The sequence below is a fragment of the Streptosporangium amethystogenes subsp. fukuiense genome, assembly GCF_042665875.1.
In the GTDB taxonomy this organism is placed as follows: Bacteria; Actinomycetota; Actinomycetes; order Streptosporangiales; family Streptosporangiaceae; genus Streptosporangium; species Streptosporangium fukuiense.
In genome coordinates this window covers 8,846,981-8,864,969 of sequence record NZ_JBHTEE010000001.1, presented here as the reverse complement: position 1 = coordinate 8,864,969, position 17,989 = coordinate 8,846,981, and the positions used below count along the sequence as shown (strand labels likewise).

Sequence of the window (17,989 nt, the reverse complement as noted above, 5' to 3'; positions counted from 1 at the left end):
CGTCAGTCCTGGGCCTTGCCGCCTGCCAGGCGACTGATCATCAGGGCGACCAGAATGATCGAACCGTAGACCAGCTGCTTCCACTCACCGGGGACGCCCTTCAGGGTCAGGATGTTCTCGACGAGGCCGATCACCAGGACACCGGTGAGCGCACCGAGGATCGTCCCCTTGCCGCCGTCCATGCTGACGCCGCCGATGACCGCGGCGGCGAAGGCCATGAAGATCCAGCCGACGCCCTGGTTGGCGCTGATGCCACCCAGGCGACCGGTCTCCAGCACGCCGGCCAGCGCGGCGACGATCCCGCCGATGACGAAGACGACCCAGACCACCCGCTCGACCCTGACGCCCGCCGCGCGGGCGGCGTCGGCGTTGCCGCCGATGGCGTAGAGCGAGCGGCCGACCCGGAAGTAGCCGAGCGCGACGATGGCCACCGTGAAGAGCGCGCCGACGATCCAGATGGCCGCCGGCAGGCCGAGCCAGGTGGCGCTGCCCAGGTAGAGGAACGACTCGGGCAGCTCGAACAGGCTCTTGCCCTGGGTGAGCCCCAGGTGGAGTCCGTGCACGACGATCATCATGGCCAGCGTGACGATGAACGCCGACAGCTGGAACCGCATGATCAGGAAGCCGTTGAAGGCGCCGACCAGGCCGCCGACCAGCAGGCAGAGCGGGATCGCCAGGATGCCGGGCAGCTCCAGGCCGAACCCGCCGGCCGCCACCGGGATGACCAGCATCACGCCGACGGCGGGAGCCATGCCGACCGTGGACTCCAGGGACAGGTCGAACTTCCCGGAGATCAGGATCATCGCCTCGGCGAGCACCACCAGCGCCAGGGCCGACTGCTGCTGAAGCACGTTGGTCAGGTTGCCCGGGGTGAGGAAGATCGGGTCCACGAAGGAGCCGGCGATCAGCAGCACGACGATCACCGGGACCAGGGTGAGGTCGCGGAACCGCCCGAGCTGTATGCGGCGGCCCAGGGGGGCGGCCGACACGGGAGAGGAGGTCTTCGTCGTGGTCATCAGTGGTCGATACCTTCCATCGCCGCCACCAGCTCGTTGTCCGTCCAGCCACGCGGCACGTTCTTGACGATCCTGCCGTGGAACATGACGAGGACGCGGTCACAGATCCGCAGGTCGTCGAGTTCGTCGGAGACCAGCACGGCCCCCGCACCCCGGTCGGCCGCGTCCTCCACCGCACCGAGCAGGGAGTGCTTGGCCTTGACATCCACCCCGGCGGTCGGGTTGATGACCACGAGCGCGCGGGGGTCGTCGGCGAGCGCCCTGGCCAGTACCACCTTCTGGGCGTTGCCGCCGGACAGGTCGGCCACCGGCTGGTCGGGCCCCGTCGTCTTGATGTCCAGCTGTTCGATCATCCGGGCACCGTGCTCGCGGCGGCGGGCCGGGGACACCGCGCCGAAGCGGCCGAGCTTGTGGGCGATCGGGATGGTCGCGTTCTCGGCGATCGAAAGCAGCGGGACGAAGCCCTGGTGGTGCCGGTCCTGGGGGACGAACCCGAGCCCCGCGCGGAGTGCGGAGGGCACGTCGCCCTGCTTGATGTCGGTGCCGTTGACGGTCACCGTCCCGGTGTCGGCCCGTTGCAGGCCGACCAGGGTCTCGGCGAGACCGACCTTGCCGCTGCTGCCCGAGCCGGCCAGGCCGACGATCTCGCCCGCGCGGACGTCCAGGTCCACGTTCTGGTAGCGGCCGGCGAGGCTGAGCCCCCGGGTGGACAGCACCACGGGGGCCGCAGAGGCGAGGGGGCGGGTGCGGTACTCGTAGGCGGCGGTGGCCTCGCCGGTCATCGCGTCGACGAGCCGGTCGTGCGGCAGGTCCTCGACCGCGGCGGTGACGATGTGCCGTGCGTCGCGGAAAACCGAGACGCTCTGGCAGATCTCGTACACCTCCTCAAGGTGGTGGGAGATGAACATCATCGTGACGCCCTGCTCCCGCAGGGAGCGCATCCGGTCGAAGAGCCGCTGGATGGCGGGGCCGTCGAGCTGGGCGGTGGGTTCGTCCAGGATGATGAACCGGGCGCCGAACGACAGTGCTCGCGCGATCTCCAGCAGCTGGCGCTGCTCGACGCCGAGGTCCCCGGCCATGGTCTCCGCGTCGACGTCCACGCCGTACTGCTCCAGGAGCCGCCGGGCCCGGGTGCGCAGGGACCGCCAGTTGATCCTGCCTCGCTCGGTCTGGCGGTTCAGGAAGAGGTTCTCCGCGACGGAGAGCGTGGGGATGATCGTCGACTTCTGGTAGACGCACGCGACGCGCTGCCGCCAGGCGTCCCGGTCGGCCGGCGGCGGCGCGGGCTGCCCGGCGAAGCGGACCTCGCCCTCGTCGGGGCGCTGCAGCCCGGTGAGGATCGACACCAGGGTGGACTTGCCCGCGCCGTTCCTGCCGATCAGCGCGTGCGTCTCCCCTTCGGTGATGGCGATCTCGGCGCCGTTGAGAGCGGTGGTCGGGCCGAAGCGCTTGGTGATCCCAAGCGCCTCGACCGCCTTGACGGAAGAAGTCATCACTTGACCTGGTTGCCCCAGAGAGCCTGGTCGTCCACGTTCTCCTTGGTGACCAGCGGGGCGGGAAGCTGGTCCTCCAGGCCGTTCGGCAGCTGGATGATCGTGCTGTCGTGGTCGGTGGGGCCGGGCTGGAAGGTCTTGCCGTCGATCGCGGCCTTGGCGTAGAAGAGCGCGTACTTGGCGTAGAGGTCGGCCGGCTGGGAGAGCGTGGCGTCGATCTCGCCCTTGCGGATGGCCTCGAACTCCTGCGGGATGCCGTCGTTCGAGATCACGAAGACGTGCTTGGGGTCCTCCGGCGGCGCGATCAGGTTCTTGGCCTTGAGCACCTGGATGGTGGGGGCCAGGTGGACGCCTCCGGCGTGCATGTAGACGCCCTTGATGTCCGGGTGCTGCTCAAGGCGGGTCTGCAGCATCGAGGCGGCCTTGGTGCCCTCCCACTCGGTCGGCTCGTTGAAGACGGTGATCCCGGGGAACTTCTCCTTCATGCAGGCGCCGAACGCCTCGGCCCGGTCGCGGCCGTTGATCGACGAGAGCGCGCCCATGAGCTGGACGACCTTGCCCTTGCCGCCGAGCTTCTCGCCGAGGAACTCGCAGGCCTTGGTGCCGTACGCCTTGTTGTCGGCCCGCACGACCATGTAGACCTTGCCCTTGTCGGGGCGGGTGTCCACGCTGACGACCGGGATGTTCTTGTTCTCCAGGTTCTGCAGCGTGGAGGCGATCGCGCCGGTGTCCTGCGGGGCCATGACGATCGCCTTGGCGCCCTGGCCGGACAGGGCCTGGACGTTGGCCACCAGTTTGGCCACGTCGTTCTGCGAGTTGGTCGGCGGCATCAGGTCGACGCCGAGCTCGGGTGCCATCTGCGGGATGTACTTGTTGTAGGAGTTCCAGAAGTCGGAGTCGGCGCGGGGGAAGTCGATCCCGACCTTGCCGCCCGTGGCGCCGGCCTCGCCGGCGGGCTGGGCCGCGCCGGTCCCGGTGGACTCCGACGATCCACAGGCGGAGAGGGTGAACGCGATCGCGAGCAGCGCCGCACCTGTCGCCGCGGGGCGGATTTTCATGCTTTTGCCTCTATTCGGGGGGATGAATTGCTTTTAGAGCGATATCTCATCTGGCGGGATGGCTCCCGCCGTCGATCCGTCGTGACCCGCGCGAGTCCGGGCCGCGGCCGAGGCCTGGGACCCGGTCAGGATCTGGGCCGGAGCCGGAGCCCCTGCATCCCGCCGTCCACGGCCAGGGCCATGCCGGTGGTGGACCCCGCGAGCGGGCTCGCGAGGTAGGCGATCGCCGCGGCGACCTCCGGGGCGCTCACCAGGCGGCCCGTCGGCTGGCGGCTTTCAAGGGCCGCACGCTCGGCCGCCGGGTCCTCCGCCACGTCGAGCAGGCGCCGCACCCAGGGAGTGTCGGCGGTGCCCGGGTTGACGCAGTTGACCCGGATTCCCTCGCGGATGTGGTCGGCGGCCATCGCCAGGGTCAGCGACTGGATCGCCCCCTTGGACGCGCTGTACAGCGCCCGCTGGGGCAGCCCGGCCGTGGCCGCGATCGAGCAGGTGTTGACGATCGCGGCGTGTGCCGAGCGACGCAGATGCGGCAGTGCCGCCCGGGTGACCCGGACGACGCCCAGCACGTTGACGTCCAGGACCCTCGACCACTCCTCGTATGAGTTGTCCTCGACCGTCCCGGCGGCACCGATCCCAGCGTTGTTCACCAGAATATCCAGCCCGCCGAGTTGTTCCGCTGCCCGTGAGACGGCCGCGCGGACCGCCTCCTCGTCGGTGACGTCCGCCCTGACCTCGACGAACGGGCCATCGGAGGCGTTGATGTCCAGGCAGGCCACCTGTGCGCCCCGCTCGGCCAGCAGGGTGGCGGTGGCCAGGCCGATGCCGGATCCGCCACCGGTGACCAGGGCACGCAGGCCGTCGAACTCAGCCATTGAGGGACCTCCATACCGGACCGTTGGGATAGGTGTGGTCGGTGATCGACGCGGCGTGCATCGTCGCGCCGAAACCGGGCAGGCTCGGCGCGACGTAGGCGCCGTTCTCGATCACCACGGGATCGACGAAGTGCTCGTGCAGGTGGTCGACGTATTCGATCACCCGGTTCTCCATCGAGCCGCTGACCGCGACGTAGTCGAACATCGACAGGTGCTGTACCAGCTCGCACAGGCCGACCCCGCCCGCGTGCGGGCAGACCGGGACGCCGAACTTGGCGGCGAGCAGCAGGATCGCGATGTTCTCGTTCACCCCCGCGACGCGGGCCGCGTCGATCTGCAGGTAGGAGATCGCGCCGGCCTGCAGGAGCTGCTTGAAGACCATGCGGTTCTGGACGTGCTCGCCGGTGGCGACCGGGATGGGCGCGATGCCCCTGGCGATGGCGGCGTGGCCGAGCACGTCGTCGGGGCTGGTCGGCTCCTCCACCCAGTGCGGGCGGAACTCCGCGAGGGCGTTCACCCAGGCGATGGCGGAGTCGACGTCCCAGCGCTGGTTGGCGTCGATCGCGATGGGGAAGTCGTCGCCACAGGTGTCGCGGGCGATGCGCATCCGTCGCCGGTCGTCCTCCAGATCGGCGCCGACCTTCAGCTTGATCTGGGTGAAGCCCTCGTCCATCGCCTCCTTGCACAGGCGGCGCAGCTTGTCGTCGTCGTAGCCGAGCCACCCCGGTGAGGTGGTGTAGGCCGGGTAGCCGTGCTCGCGCAGGTGGGCGACGCGCTCACGCCTGCCGGGCTCGGCGGCGCGCAGGATCTCCAGCGCCTCCCGCGGGGTGAGCGCGTCGGTGAGGTAGCGGAAGTCGACCAGCTCGACGAGTTCCTCGGGCGACATCTCGGCCAGCAGCAGCCAGAGCGGCCTGCCCGCCCGCTTGGCCTTCAGGTCCCAGAGCGCGTTGACCACGGCGGAGATCGCCATGTGCATGACGCCCTTCTCCGGGCCGAGCCAGCGCAGCTGGGAGTCGTGGACCATCTCCCTCCAGAGCGCGCCCATGTCCTCGACGTCCCTGCCGAGCACGTACGGCTCCAGCGCCCTGATCGCGGAGGTCTGCACCTCGTTGCCGCGTCCGATGGTGAAGGCGAAGCCGTGGCCCTCGAACCCGTCGTCGGTCCTCAGCACCAGGTAGGCGGCCGAGTAGTCGGGGTCTGGGTTCATCGCGTCGGAGCCGTCGAGCTCCAGCGAGGTGGGGAAGCGGATGTCGTGGGTCTCCATCGAGGTGATGCGGTACGCGCCCGCTCCCTCGCTCATGCCTGTCCCGCCGTCTGCCGCTGGGCGCCGAGGCCGTCGATCTCCAGCTCCATGACCTGTCCCGCCCGCAGGTACGGGGTGCCGGGCAGGCCGAGCGCGACGCCGGCGGGGGTGCCGGTGTTGATGAGGTCACCGGGTTCGAGGACCATGAACCGGCTGAGGTAGCGGACGATCTCCGCCACGGTGAAGACCATGTTCCGGGTGTCGCCGTTCTGGCGCCGTACGCCGTCCACCGACAGGCGCAGGCCCAGGGCCTGCGGGTCGGGGATCTCGTCGGGGGTGACCAGCCAGGGGCCGAGCGGGTTGAAGGTCTCGCAGGACTTGCCCTTGTCCCACTGGCCGCCGCGCTCCAGCTGGAACTCGCGCTCGGAGACGTCGTTGGAGATGGCGTAGCCCGCGACCTTGGACAGCGCCTCCTCGTCCGTCTCGACGTAGCGGGCCGTCTCGCCGATGACGACCGCCAGCTCGACCTCCCAGTCGGTCTTCACGCTGTCCCTGGGGATGAGCACCTCATCGTTGGGGCCGACGATCGTGTTGGGGGCCTTCATGAAGACGACCGGCTCCGCCGGGATCGCGGCGTTCGTCTCCTCCGCGTGGTCGCGGTAGTTGAGCCCGATGCACACGATCTTGCCCGGCCGGGCGATCGGGGCGCCGATCCGCAGTCCCTCGGCGTTCAGCACGGGCAGTTCGTCCCGCTCCAGCGCCTCCCGGACGCGAGCCACCCCCTGCGAAGCGAGGAAAGCCCCGTCGATCTCCGCCTCCGAGATTTCGCGGAGATTACCGGCCCCGTCCAGGACCGCCGGTCGCTCCTGGCCGACGGGTCCCACTCGCAGCAGCTTCACACCGCACCCCTCGTTGATACATCCGATGTCTTATCTCGCGATGCTGAACGATTTCGAACCTTGATGTCAACCCCTCACAGCCTGATACATCCGATCCGTTATCGAGGAGAAACCTCTTCTAGCAGGGCAGATGCCGGATAGCCGGTTAAACACGGCCCCTATTCATCGGACTTCCCCGCGCGAACAGGGGTGAAGATCATTCCCGGCGTTTGCCGCCGCGACGAGGGTTCAAGCGATCAACTCACTACAGACATCGGAGGACGATGCTTGTTACGGTGGAGTTTCGATGCCATCTCCTGGAAACAGTCCCGTCCTGTGATCGGAGGAGTTCGTTGCCTCGCCCCCACGACGACGTCTCACCACGGTTCTCCTCGCCGCCGGCACCCCCACCACCTGGCCGTACGGACCCGGTCCGGCGAACGAGGAGCCGGCAGCGGACATGAGACGAGCGGACACACCCGATGACCTGACGCTCTGGTACGACAGCCCGGCCACCGACTGGGAGACCCAGGCGCTGCCGATCGGCAACGGCGCGCTGGGCGCCATGGTGTTCGGCGGCGTCGGCGGCGAGCGGATCCAGTTCAACGAGAAGTCCCTGTGGACCGGCGGCCCCGGTTCCGACGGCTACGACTTCGGCGACTGGACCTCCCCCAGGCCGAACGCGATCGCCGAGGTCCGGGCGGAGATCGACCGCGACGGCAAGGTGTCCCCCGCGGCGGTGGCGGCCAGGCTCGGCCGGCCCAGGAGGGGGTTCGGCGCCTACCAGACCTTCGGCGACCTCTGGCTGGACATGCCCGGTACTCCCGGGGCCGCCACCGGCTACCGCCGGGAGCTGAGCCTGCGCGACGCGATCGCCAGGGTCGGCTACACCTCGGACGGCGTGACCTACTCCCGCGAGTACTTCGCCAGCCACCCCGGCAACGTCGTCGTCGGCCGGATCTCCGCCGACGAGAAGGGCAAGGTCTCCTTCACGCTGCGCACCTCCTCCCCCCGCTCCGACAGGCGGGTCTCGGTCTCGAAGGGACGCCTGACGGTCCGGGGCGCGCTCGCCGACAACGGCATGAGGTTCGAGTCGCAGGTCCAGGTGATCACCCGGGGCGGCACCCGCACCGACGGCACCGACCGGATCACTGTCGCGGGCGCCGACAGCGCGGTGTTCGTGCTGTCCGCGGGCACCGACTACGCCGACGTCCATCCCGCCTACCGGGGTGCCGACCCGCACGCCAGGGTCACCTCGGCGGTCGACAGGGCCGCCGGGAAGTCGTACGAAAGGCTCAGGTCCGACCACCTGGCCGACCACCGGAAGCTGTTCGACCGGGTCAGGCTCGACCTCGGCCAGCGGGCCCCGGCCGTCCCGACCGACAGGCTCCGCGCGGCGTACACCGGTGGCGCCTCGGCCGACGACCGGGCGCTGGAGGCGATGTTCTTCGCCTACGGCCGCTACCTGCTGATCGCCTCCTCCAGGGAGGGGTCGCTCCCGGCCAATCTGCAGGGCGTGTGGAACGACTCGACCAACCCTCCCTGGTCGGCCGACTACCACGTCAACATCAACCTGCAGATGAACTACTGGCTCGCCGAGCAGACCAACCTCGTCGAGACGACCGAACCGTACGACCGCTACATCCGGTCGATGGTCGCCCCCGGGGCGAAGACCGCGCGGGAGATGTTCGGGGCGCGCGGCTGGGTGGTGCACAACGAGACCAACCCGTTCGGCTTCACCGGCGTGCACGACTGGGCCACCGCGTTCTGGTTCCCGGACGCGGCGGCGTGGCTGACCCAGCGGATGTACGAGCACTACCGCTTCAGCGGCGACACCGAGTACCTGCGCGAGACCGCGTACCCGGTGATGAAGGGCGCGGCCGAGTTCTGGCTGGACACCCTGCACACCGACCCGCGTGACGGCACCCTCGTGGTCTCCCCCAGCTACTCCCCCGAGCAGGGCGACTTCACGGCGGGCGCCTCGATGTCCCAGCAGATCGTCTTCGACCTGCTGACCAACGTCCTGGAGGCGGCGAAGGAGCTGGAGACCGACGAGGCCTTCCAGGCCGAGGTGACGGCCGCGCTGGCCAGGCTCGACCCGGGCATCCGGATCGGTTCCTGGGGACAGCTCCAGGAGTGGAAGGAGGACCTGGACGACCGGGGCAACACCCACCGGCACGTCTCCCACCTGTTCGCGCTGCACCCCGGACGGCGGATAACGGCCGGAACCCCCGAATCCGAGGCGGCCAGGGTCTCACTCACCGCGCGGGGCGACGGCGGCACCGGCTGGAGCAAGGCGTGGAAGATCAACTTCTGGGCGCGCCTGCTGGACGGCGACCACGCGCACAGAATGCTCGGCGAGCAGCTCAGGGGCTCCACGCTGGACAACCTGTGGGACACCCACCCGCCGTTCCAGATCGACGGCAACTTCGGCGCCACCTCCGGCATGGCCGAGATGCTGCTGCAGAGCCGGCACGACACCGTCCACGTGCTGCCCGCACTGCCGTCGGCCTGGCCCACCGGCTCGGTCACCGGCCTGCGTGCCTGGGGCGACGTGACGGTGGACGTCTCGTGGCGGGACGGTGAGGCCGACCGGATCACCCTGCGAGCGGGAAGGACCGGACTTCTCCGGGTCCGCGCGGACATGATCGGCGGCGGTTACCATGTCCTGGACGATCGGGGCGGCACACTCGACCCGGGCCGTGACGGCGACGTCCTGGTCATCGACGCCCAGGCGGGCAGGTCCTACACGGTCGTCAAGGAGATCACGAGGGACCGCCCCCTTGACGAGGCACCCCTGAGGTAATAGAACACGTTTCAGAAAGTAATCCAACCAAGCGCTTGATCAAGCGCCTGGCGGTTCAGCGTGCCCCGGCGGGAGGCGGGAACATCGGCAGGCCCCGCGCTCGCCACGTCCACGACGGATGTCCCGCGAGGAACCCGCCTCGCGACCGGAGGGCACATCGCCGACCGCACCGACAACGAGCCGCGTCACAGGACCGGGGACCCGGTTCGCACAGGAGGACCGATGGACATCGATCTGGTCGACCAGGACTTCTACTGGCGGAACGGCGCGCCGCACGATCAGCTTGCCTGGCTACGGGCGAACGCGCCGGTCTACGCGCACCCGGGTGACGCCGAGCGGGACTGGCCGGGTTTCTGGGCGGTCACCAAACACGCCGACGTGGTGCACGTCTCCCGCCGCTCCGACCTGTTCTCCTCAAGCAGGAAGCTCGCGCTCTTCGACGAGATGCCCGAGGACGAGCGCGCCCTCCAGCGGATGATGATGCTCAACCAGGACCCGCCGGAGCACACCCGTCGGCGCTCCCTGGTCAACCGGGGCTTCACCCCCCGCATGATGGGCGCCCTGGAGCAGCACATCCGTGACATCTGCCACGAGCTGGTGGACGAGGCCAAGGCGCGCGGTTCGGTCGACTTCGTCAGGGACATCTCCGCCCCGTTGCCGCTGTACGTGATCTGCGAGCTGCTCGGCGCCCCCGTCGAGGACCGGGACAAGATCTTCAACTGGTCCAACCGGATGATCGGCATGAACGACCCGGACTACGCGACCGATCCCGCCGAGGGCACGGACGCGGCCATGGAGGTCTACGCCTACGCCAACACCCTGGCCGCCGAGCGCCGGGAACAACCCCGCGAGGACATCGTCACCAAGCTGATCATGCCCGACGCCGCCGGGGAGACCCTCACCGAGGAGGAGTTCGACCTGTTCGTGCTGCTGCTCGTGGTCGCGGGCAACGAGACCACCCGCAACGCGGCCTCGGGCGGCATGCTCGCCTTCTTCGAACACCCCGAGCAGTGGCGGCGCCTGGTCGCCAACCGCACCCTGGCAGGTACCGCGGCCGACGAGATCGTCCGCTGGGTCTCCCCGGTGAACCTCTTCCGCCGTACGGCCACCGTCGACACGACGATCGGCGGCCAGGAGGTCAAGGCCGACGACAAGGTCGTGGTCTTCTACAGCTCCGCCAACCGGGACGAGGACGTCTTCGCCGACCCCTACACCTTCGACATCGGCCGCGACCCCAACCCGCACATCGGCTTCGGCGGTGGCGGTGCCCACTTCTGCCTCGGCAACCACCTCGCCAAGCTGGAACTGCGGGTGCTCTTCGAGGTGCTGGCCGAGCGGCTGCCGAACCTGGAGCAGGCCGGCCCCGCCCGCCGGCTCCGCTCCAACTTCATCAACGGCATCAAGGACCTGCCGGTCTCCATCTCCTGAGGTCCGGCCGCGATCACCGATGACGTCCGCGGGAGGCGAGGCGATCTCCAGTCTTTAAACAAATTGTTTAACACATATGGTTGACAATAGATCGTTCAGTGATTCATCGTGGTTCGCATGCCCACGAACCACGATGAATCAGCCGACACCTTCACGGCTCCGGATCCGAGCCGGGCGCGAGCGCACCGCGAGTACGCCTCCCTGTCACGTATCACCGAGCGCCACGCGACCGACGACGCCCAGCGCCACCGGCAGGTCCACCCCACGGTCCTCGGCGCGCACGAGGCCGTCAGGCTCGTGTCGTTCCTGCTGAGCGGTGCCGCCCATCGCGAGGAGGGCGAGCCGGAGGTGGACCGCGCCGACATCACCGCCGCCCTGACCCTGCTGCCCCGGGCCCGCGCGGAGCTGGACGAGCTGGAGGCGGCGCTCCTGCTCATGGCGCGAGGCCGCGACCTCACCTGGCAGGAGATCGCCTTCGGCCTCGGCCTGGGCACCCCCCAGGCCGCCAAGCAGCGCTATGAGCGCCTGGCGGGCCGCGCCGCCAGATCGAGCGAAGAACACGAGTCGCCGGCCGGGCACACCATCCCGAGATAGGACCACCATCGGGCCGTCCAAGCCGTCCGCCGGCGAGCGGGGACCTTTCGGCGACCGGGGCGCATACTCCCCGCCCACTCTTGGGATCCTCTTGGATCGCCCGCACCCGGCACCCTCCGGCGAGGATTCCAGAGGCGGGAAGGGGTGCGGGCGAGCATCGGGGCACCGGCGCCCCGGGCCGCCGATCGGAAACCCCGAACACACCGTCGTCGCTTCCAAGACGTCAGCAAGGAATCGCTTAGGAGGCCCCAAGGGGGACACGCAGGATGGCCGGGAAATCCTACCTGCCGGTACCACCGCTCGAAGGTCCGTGGATCAAGGGATACGGGTTCCTCCACTCACCCGTATTCCATGCCATCTCGCCCACAGCACCCCCTACTCCGCCTCTTGGAGGACTTTTGTCCACGACAACGGCCGCCGCGGACACGCCCGTACGGTCCGCTCGCAGGGAACTGGCCGCCGCGACCGTCGGCGGCGTCGTCGAACTCTTCGACTGGACGCTCTACGGTGTGCTCGCACCCTACTTCGCCGCGCAGATATTCCCCGGCGGCGACCCGCTGACCAAGCTGCTCGCCGCCTACCTGGGATTCGCGGTCGGCTTCCTGGCCCGGCCGCTGGGCAGCGCGGTCATGGGCCGGCTCGCCGACACGCACGGCCGCCGATTCGTCATGACCCTGTCGGTCATGACGATCGCGATCGGCAGCCTTCTCATCGGCATCGCGCCCACCTACGCCACGGCAGGCGCGACCGGAGCGGTGCTCATCGTCATCGTACGGTTCGCGATGGGGCTGTCGGTCTCGGGCGAACTGGCCAGTTCGGCGGCCTTCGTGACCGAGACGGCACCGCGCGCGCGCCGGTTCCTCTACAGTGCCGTCTCCTACGGCGGCGGCATGCTCGGGCAGCTACTGTCCTTCGCGGTGCTCGCCGTCCTGCTCGCCGGCTTCGGCAAGGAGGGGCTCGAGAACGGCGCCTGGCGGTACGGCTTCCTGTTCGGCGCGGTTCTCGGGCTGGCGGCCCTGTGGATCCGCCGGTCGGTGGACGAGCCGGAGGAGTTCGTCAGAACACGTGCCTCCGGCGCGCGTCCCAAGGTGCTTCCGCTGCTCCGCGCCAACCTGCGCAAGCTGCTCGCCGTGTTCTTCATGACCGTCGGCAGCACGATGAGCCTCTACTTCGGCACGCTCTACCTGCCCCAGTTCGCGGCCAAGGCCGGGGTCGTCTCCGCGGCGGCGGCGTCCTCCCTCATCATGGTCGCGATCGCCGTCCAGTTCGTCGCCATGGTGGTCTTCGGAAAGCTCTCCGACCGGCTGTCCCCCCTGACGCTCACCCGCGTCGGGCTGGGCTACCTGGCCGTGGCGACCGTGCCGCTGATGTCACTGCTCCTGTCGGGCGCGCTGCCCTTCCTGCTCGTCGCCTGCCTCTACGTGATCGGCGTCGCCCCGGCGCTGGCCGTGCTCAACGTGGTCGGCGGGCTGCTGTTCCCCGTCCACATCCGGGCCATAGCCATCGGCCTCTCCACCTCCCTGGCCGTCGCGGCCTTCGGCGGCACCTTCCCGCTCGTCGCCGAGGCCATGACCGGTTCCGGCCACCCGGACTGGGTCGGCTGGTACGCCGCCGCGGGCGCCGTCATCTCCCTCGTCGCCTCGCTGTTCATCCGCCGGCAGGACCTGCGGCACGGGGAGAGCCGATCCTTGGCCGGATGACGGTCTTCAGCGGTTCCTCGACCTGGTCGGCCGCGTGACCGGACGGACGGCGATCACCGGAGACGAGTCCAGACTGTGCCGGGCGCTGAAAGGTCTCCCGCCGGGATCAGGAGCCGGGCGCGGGGGAGGGCGGAGTCAGGCTCCATACCCGTATCTCTCCGTCGAAGTCGCCGGAGACGACGACCGGCCGCCCCTGCAGTCGCGTCACCAGCATCGTATTGATCTCCTGGGTGCGGCCGGTGGACGGCCTGCCGATCTGCTCGCGGGTGGCCAGATCCCACACCCGCACCCCGTCGTAGCCACCGGAGACGACGACCGGGCGGCCCGCCGACTCCGTCACCAGCACCGATTCGACCCCCGAGGTGTGCCCGGTGAACGGCCTGCCGATCTGCTCGTGGGTGGCCAGGTCCCACACCCGCACGGTGTGATCCTCGCCACCCGCGACGCCGGAGACGACGACCGGCCGCCCCGCCAACTCCGCCACCGCCACCTTCACCGTCACGTCGTCGTCGGTGTATCCGGTGAACGGCTCGCCGATCTGCTCGCGGGTGCTCAGATCCCACACCCGCATCTCGTTGTAGCCGCCGCAGACGAGAACCGGCCTCCCCTCCAGCTCCGCCACCGCCATCGACTCGACGGAAGCGGTGTGGGCGGCGAACGGGGCGCCGATCCGCCGGTGGGTGGCCAGATCCCACATGTATATCCTTCCGTTGCCGGTGGCGATGACGACCGGCCGCCCCGCCGGCTCCGCCACCAGCACTGACGTGAGCCTCGTACCGGGGCCGGTGAGCAGCCCGCCGATCTGCTCGCGGGTGGCCAGGTCCCACACCCGCAGCCCGTCGTGGTCGCCGGAGACGACGACCGGCCGCCCCGCCAACTCCGCCACCGTGACCGCGTAGCCGGTGAACGGCCTGCCGATCTGCTTACGGGTGGCCAGATCCCACACCCGCACGGTGCGACTCTCGTCGCCACCACCGCCGGAGACGACGACCGGCCGCCCCGCCAGCTCCGTCACCGCCATCGAGTGGACTCCCCCGGTGTGCCCGGTGAACGGTTCACCGACCGGCATGCCGAAGGGAACGGCCTGCTGAGTCCGACCGGGCGACGGAGCGGAGGTCCCGGAGGAACCCGTGGCGGATGAGGACGGTACCGACAGAGCCGGGGTTCCGGAGGGGGTCGTGGACGGCGACGCGGAGACTTCGGGGGACTCCGGTCGCCACGGCCAGAAGACCACGGCGGCCGGGACGAGAGCGGCGGCGATCACCACCGCGGCCACCAGGCGCCCCCTGACGGAACGGCGCGGGACACGGGACGCCGGAGGCGGCGGGGCGGGGCCGCGCGGCCGGTGATCCACCGTACTGGACTCCACCGTGCCGGACTCCTCCGTGCCGGGCTCCTCACGGGTGAGGACGGCGAGCAGGTCGGCCACGGTGGGCCGGACGCCGGGGTCCTTGGCCAGGCAGGCGGCCAGCAGCGGGCGGATACGCTCGGGCACCCCGGCGAGGTCGGGTTCGCGGTTGGAGACGGCGTTCATCACCGCCGCCGGGATGGCGCCGGGGAACGCCGGATGCCCCGTGGCTGCGAACACCATGGTGGCGGCCCAGCTGAACACGTCCGACGCCGTACCGGCCTGGTGACCGTCGAGCTGCTCCGGCGACAGGTAGGCGGGGGTGCCCACCAGCCCCGAACGCGTGGTGGCGGCCAGTACCCGGGCGATTCCGAAGTCGATGACCACCGGCCCCTCCGGGCCCATGATCACGTTATCGGGTTTGAAATCACGGTGGATGATCCCGGCCCGGTGGATCGCGGCCAGCGCCGTCAGGGTGGCGACCGCGAGCCGGTCCAGGCCGCTGCCGGTCCGCGGCCCGTCGCCGGTGACCAGTTCCTTCAGCGAGGGCCCGGGGATGTACTCACTGACCAGATAGGGCCGATCGCCGACGATCCCCCCGTCCAGCACCTGGGCGGTACAGAACGCCGCGACCCGGCGGGTGATCTCCGCCTCGCGCATGAACCGCTCGCGCACCTTGGGGTCGGCCGCCATCCGGACGTGCAACACCTTGATCGCGACCTTGCGGTCCGCAGGGTCGTGGCCGAGGTAGACCACGCCCTGACCTCCGTCGCCCAGCACCCCGCTCAGCCGGTAGCCGCCGATCCGCTCGGGGTCGCCCACGGTCAGCGGGCCCGGCTCGGACATCGCTCACCTCGTCTCCACGCCCCCGCCGGCGGACGACCGGAGTCACCGCCGATCCAAGGAACGACGATAGGCGGCCCCCTGCCGCAGCAGAAGCCCTACGGCTCCGGAGATCAGGGCCAGGAGGAGTCCTGGTCGGGGTCGCCGCCGTCGGAGAGCAGCTTGACGTCCGATTCGACCATCATCGCCACCAGTTCCTCGAAGGTGACCGAGGGCTCCCAGCCGAGCTGGACGCGGGCCTTCTTCGGGTCCGCGCAGAGCAGGTCGACCTCGGCGGGGCGGTGCAGGGTCTGGTCGGTGACGACGTACCGCTCCCAGTCGAGCCCCGCGGCGGCGAAGGCGGCCTCGGTCAGGTCGCGGACGGTTTGGGTGCGGCCGGTGCCGATCACGTAGTCCTCGGGCGTGTCCGTCTGGAGCATCAGGTGCATCGCGCGGACGTAGTCCCCGGCGAACCCCCAGTCGCGACGCGCCTCCATGTTGCCCAGGCGCAGCTCCGAGGCGAGGCCGAGCTTGATCCTGGCCACGCCGAGGCTCACCTTCCTGGTGACGAACTCGGCGCCCCTGCGCGGGGACTCGTGGTTGAACAGGATCCCCGACACCGCGTACATGCCGTACGACTCGCGGTAGTTCTGCGTCAGGAAGTGCCCGTACGCCTTGGCCACGCCGTACGGCGAGCGGGGGTGGAAGGGGGTGATCTCGGTCTGCGGGGTCTCGCGAACCTGGCCGAACATCTCCGAGGACGACGCCTGGTAGAACCGGATCTGCCCGGATCCGGCGGCCGTACGCGAGGAGGAGATCCCGGAGCAGACCCGGATGGCCTCCAGCATGCGCAGCACGCCCATGCCGGTCACCTCGCCGGTGAGCTCGGCCTGCTCCCACGACATGGGGACGAACGAGATGGCGCCCAGGTTGTAGACCTCGTCGGGCTGGACCTTCTCGACCGCGGAGATCAACGAACCCTGGTCGAGCAGGTCACCCCGGACGAGCTGAACGTCCTGCAGGAGCTTGCGGAGCCGTGAGACGCGCGGGTTGGCCTGCCCTCGGGCCAGGCCGAAGACCTCGTAGCCCTGACTGAGCAGGCACTCGGCCAGATAGGAACCGTCCTGCCCGGTGATACCTGTGATCAGCGCGCGCCTGGCCAACGCGTCCTCCTCGCTTGCGGGGGCGGGACCTATGCCTGGTCTTATGCCGTTTGATTGGCGAATGTACCGTCCCACCCCCGTGTGGGCACTATCTCCCCCACGGCGCACCTAGAACGCGTTCCACCGAATCCTGTTCGGTCAGGTTAACCTCCCAGCTCGCGCCCGGTGAAGCACACCCTAGGAACAATTCCACATCAGGTACAACAGAGCTACCGAATGGTAGTGTCCGAGGACTAAGGTCATCTTTCACGGTACCTGTCCCCTTTCGGGCAGGGTGAGAAAGGGGTTGCCGTGCCGGGTGCTGAATCACTGCGGGTGGCACTGCTGTCGTATCGCAGCAAGCCGACCTGCGGTGGGCAGGGCGTCTACCTGCGTCACCTCAGCCGCGAGCTGGTCGCCCTCGGGCACAGCGTGGAGGTCCTCTCCGGCCAGCCCTACCCGGAGCTCGACGAGGGCGTCATCCTCACCAAGGTCCCCAGCCTGGACCTGTACCGCGACGAGGACCCCTTCCGTACTCCCGGGCTCCGCGAGTACCGCGACTGGATCGACCTGCTCGAGGTCGGCACCATGTGGACCGCCGGGTTTCCCGAGCCGCTGACCTTCACCCTGCGGGCGCACCGCGAGCTGAAGAAGCGCGTCGGCGACTTCGACGTGGTGCAGGACAACCAGACCCTCGGCTACGGACTGCTCGGCATCCAGAAGCTGTTCCCCGTGGTCGGGACCATCCACCACCCGATCAGCGTGGACCGGCGCATCGAGCTGAAGGCGGCTCCGCTGCGCAAGAAGCTCTCCATGCGACGCTGGTACGGCTTCGTGCGCATGCAGGCCAAGGTCGCGCCGCGGCTCAGCCCGATCCTGACCGTCAGCGAGTCCTCCCTCGCCGACATCCACCGCGACTTCAACGTGCCCCAGAAGAACATGCGGCTCATCCCGCTGGGCGTCGACACCCGCTACTTCCACCCGCGCCCGGAGCTTCCCAAGCGGCCCGGCTCCATCGTCGCGGTGGCCAGCGCCGACTCCCCGATGAAGGGGGTCGCGACGCTGCTGCGGGCCGTGGCGAAGCTCGCCACCGAGCGCGACGTCCACCTGACGGTGGTCAGCAAGCCCACTCCCGGCGGCCCGACCGAGAAGCTCGTCGGCGAGCTGGCGCTGCGGGACCGGGTCAGGTTCGTGCACGGCATCTCCGACACCGAGCTGGGCGAGCTGATCGCCACCTCGGAGATCTCGGTCGTCCCCTCCCTGTACGAGGGCTTCTCGCTGCCCGCCGTCGAGCACATGGCCTGCGGCACCCCGCTGGTCGCCAGCCGCACCGGGGCGCTGCCCGAGGTCGTCGGCGACGCCGCCGTACAGGTGGCCCCCGGCGACCCCGAGGAGCTGGCCGCGGTGCTGCGCCGCCTGCACGACTCTCCCGAGGAGCGGGCCGCGGTGGGCAAGAAGGGCTACGACCGGGTCATGGAGCGCTTCACCTGGAACGTCGTCGCCAGGCGGACCGTGGAGGCCTACCACGAGGCCATCCAGGCCCACCGCGCGAAGTGACCGACACCCTGAAACGATCACCTCTCACAAGG

13 protein-coding genes are annotated in these 17,989 nt (G+C 69.6%); 5 read left to right on the top strand and 8 right to left on the bottom strand.

The window, feature by feature from the left end; genetic code table 11:
- Positions 1-2: 2 nt before the first annotated feature.
- The 6 genes from ACFQVD_RS39405 to ACFQVD_RS39380 all read right to left on the bottom strand — a co-directional run bounded on the left by ACFQVD_RS39405 (position 3) and on the right by ACFQVD_RS39380 (position 6,581).
- Positions 3-1,016 carry an ABC transporter permease gene (locus tag ACFQVD_RS39405; protein WP_343973158.1) on the bottom strand — a complete coding sequence of 338 codons (1,014 nt, stop codon included), beginning with the start codon at positions 1,014-1,016 and terminating at the stop codon, positions 3-5.
- Complete coding sequence (locus ACFQVD_RS39400; RefSeq protein ID WP_343973161.1) at positions 1,016-2,509, bottom strand: sugar ABC transporter ATP-binding protein; 1,494 nt, start codon at positions 2,507-2,509, stop codon at positions 1,016-1,018. The genes ACFQVD_RS39405 and ACFQVD_RS39400 overlap by 1 nt, the downstream gene beginning before the upstream one ends.
- On the bottom strand, positions 2,509-3,567 hold the full coding sequence (locus ACFQVD_RS39395) for a sugar ABC transporter substrate-binding protein (protein WP_343973164.1): 1,059 nt from the start codon (positions 3,565-3,567) through the stop codon (positions 2,509-2,511). The genes ACFQVD_RS39400 and ACFQVD_RS39395 overlap by 1 nt, the downstream gene beginning before the upstream one ends.
- A 125-nt stretch (positions 3,568-3,692) precedes the next feature.
- Positions 3,693-4,439: an SDR family NAD(P)-dependent oxidoreductase gene (locus tag ACFQVD_RS39390; RefSeq protein WP_343973167.1), complete on the bottom strand. Its 747-nt coding sequence runs from the start codon at positions 4,437-4,439 to the stop codon at positions 3,693-3,695.
- Complete coding sequence (locus ACFQVD_RS39385; RefSeq protein WP_343973170.1) at positions 4,432-5,739, bottom strand: L-fuconate dehydratase; 1,308 nt, start codon at positions 5,737-5,739, stop codon at positions 4,432-4,434. Before ACFQVD_RS39385 ends, ACFQVD_RS39390 begins: the two co-directional genes overlap by 8 nt.
- Positions 5,736-6,581 (bottom strand): fumarylacetoacetate hydrolase family protein, encoded by an 846-nt coding sequence (locus ACFQVD_RS39380; RefSeq protein WP_343973172.1) that lies wholly within the window; start codon positions 6,579-6,581, stop codon positions 5,736-5,738. The genes ACFQVD_RS39385 and ACFQVD_RS39380 overlap by 4 nt, the downstream gene beginning before the upstream one ends.
- A 439-nt stretch (positions 6,582-7,020) precedes the next feature.
- On the opposite strand from ACFQVD_RS39380, the gene ACFQVD_RS39375 reads away from it, so the two are divergent.
- The 4 genes from ACFQVD_RS39375 (at position 7,021) to ACFQVD_RS39360 (ending at position 13,088) form a co-directional block, all read left to right on the top strand.
- Positions 7,021-9,366, top strand: coding sequence for a glycoside hydrolase family 95 protein (locus ACFQVD_RS39375; protein ID WP_343973175.1), 2,346 nt, complete (start codon positions 7,021-7,023; stop codon positions 9,364-9,366).
- A 222-nt stretch (positions 9,367-9,588) separates the two neighbouring features.
- The gene (locus ACFQVD_RS39370; RefSeq protein WP_343973178.1) at positions 9,589-10,794 is read left to right on the top strand and encodes a cytochrome P450; all 1,206 of its coding nucleotides are present in this window, start codon (positions 9,589-9,591) and stop codon (positions 10,792-10,794) included.
- Between the two features lie 117 nt (positions 10,795-10,911).
- Entirely contained in the window at positions 10,912-11,388 is a 477-nt protein-coding gene (locus ACFQVD_RS39365; RefSeq protein ID WP_343973181.1) for a DNA-binding protein, read from the top strand.
- Between the two features lie 398 nt (positions 11,389-11,786).
- Positions 11,787-13,088, top strand: coding sequence for an MFS transporter (locus ACFQVD_RS39360; protein ID WP_343973184.1), 1,302 nt, complete (start codon positions 11,787-11,789; stop codon positions 13,086-13,088).
- A 106-nt stretch (positions 13,089-13,194) separates the two neighbouring features.
- Here the strand turns inward: ACFQVD_RS39360 and ACFQVD_RS39355 are convergent, their stop codons facing one another.
- Together ACFQVD_RS39355 and ACFQVD_RS39350 are read right to left on the bottom strand one after the other, a co-directional pair.
- Positions 13,195-15,282 (bottom strand): WD40 repeat domain-containing serine/threonine protein kinase, encoded by a 2,088-nt coding sequence (locus tag ACFQVD_RS39355; protein WP_343973186.1) that lies wholly within the window; start codon positions 15,280-15,282, stop codon positions 13,195-13,197.
- Positions 15,283-15,392: 110 nt separating this feature from the next.
- Positions 15,393-16,421 (bottom strand): GDP-mannose 4,6-dehydratase, encoded by a 1,029-nt coding sequence (locus ACFQVD_RS39350; protein ID WP_343973189.1) that lies wholly within the window; start codon positions 16,419-16,421, stop codon positions 15,393-15,395.
- Positions 16,422-16,712: 291 nt separating this feature from the next.
- On the opposite strand from ACFQVD_RS39350, the gene ACFQVD_RS39345 reads away from it, so the two are divergent.
- On the top strand, positions 16,713-17,957 hold the full coding sequence (locus tag ACFQVD_RS39345; protein WP_343973192.1) for a glycosyltransferase family 4 protein: 1,245 nt from the start codon (positions 16,713-16,715) through the stop codon (positions 17,955-17,957).
- The last annotated feature ends 32 nt before the right edge of the window (positions 17,958-17,989 follow it).

Coding starts and splice junctions, on each gene's coding strand:
- ACFQVD_RS39405 (WP_343973158.1), bottom strand. CDS start 1,016: ATGACCACGACGAAGACCTCCTCTCCCGTGTCGGCCGCCCCCCTGGGC.
- ACFQVD_RS39400 (WP_343973161.1), bottom strand. CDS start 2,509: ATGACTTCTTCCGTCAAGGCGGTCGAGGCGCTTGGGATCACCAAGCGC.
- ACFQVD_RS39395 (WP_343973164.1), bottom strand. CDS start 3,567: ATGAAAATCCGCCCCGCGGCGACAGGTGCGGCGCTGCTCGCGATCGCG.
- ACFQVD_RS39390 (WP_343973167.1), bottom strand. CDS start 4,439: ATGGCTGAGTTCGACGGCCTGCGTGCCCTGGTCACCGGTGGCGGATCC.
- ACFQVD_RS39385 (WP_343973170.1), bottom strand. CDS start 5,739: ATGAGCGAGGGAGCGGGCGCGTACCGCATCACCTCGATGGAGACCCAC.
- ACFQVD_RS39375 (WP_343973175.1), top strand. CDS start 7,021: ATGAGACGAGCGGACACACCCGATGACCTGACGCTCTGGTACGACAGC.
- ACFQVD_RS39370 (WP_343973178.1), top strand. CDS start 9,589: ATGGACATCGATCTGGTCGACCAGGACTTCTACTGGCGGAACGGCGCG.
- ACFQVD_RS39365 (WP_343973181.1), top strand. CDS start 10,912: ATGCCCACGAACCACGATGAATCAGCCGACACCTTCACGGCTCCGGAT.
- ACFQVD_RS39355 (WP_343973186.1), bottom strand. CDS start 15,282: ATGTCCGAGCCGGGCCCGCTGACCGTGGGCGACCCCGAGCGGATCGGC.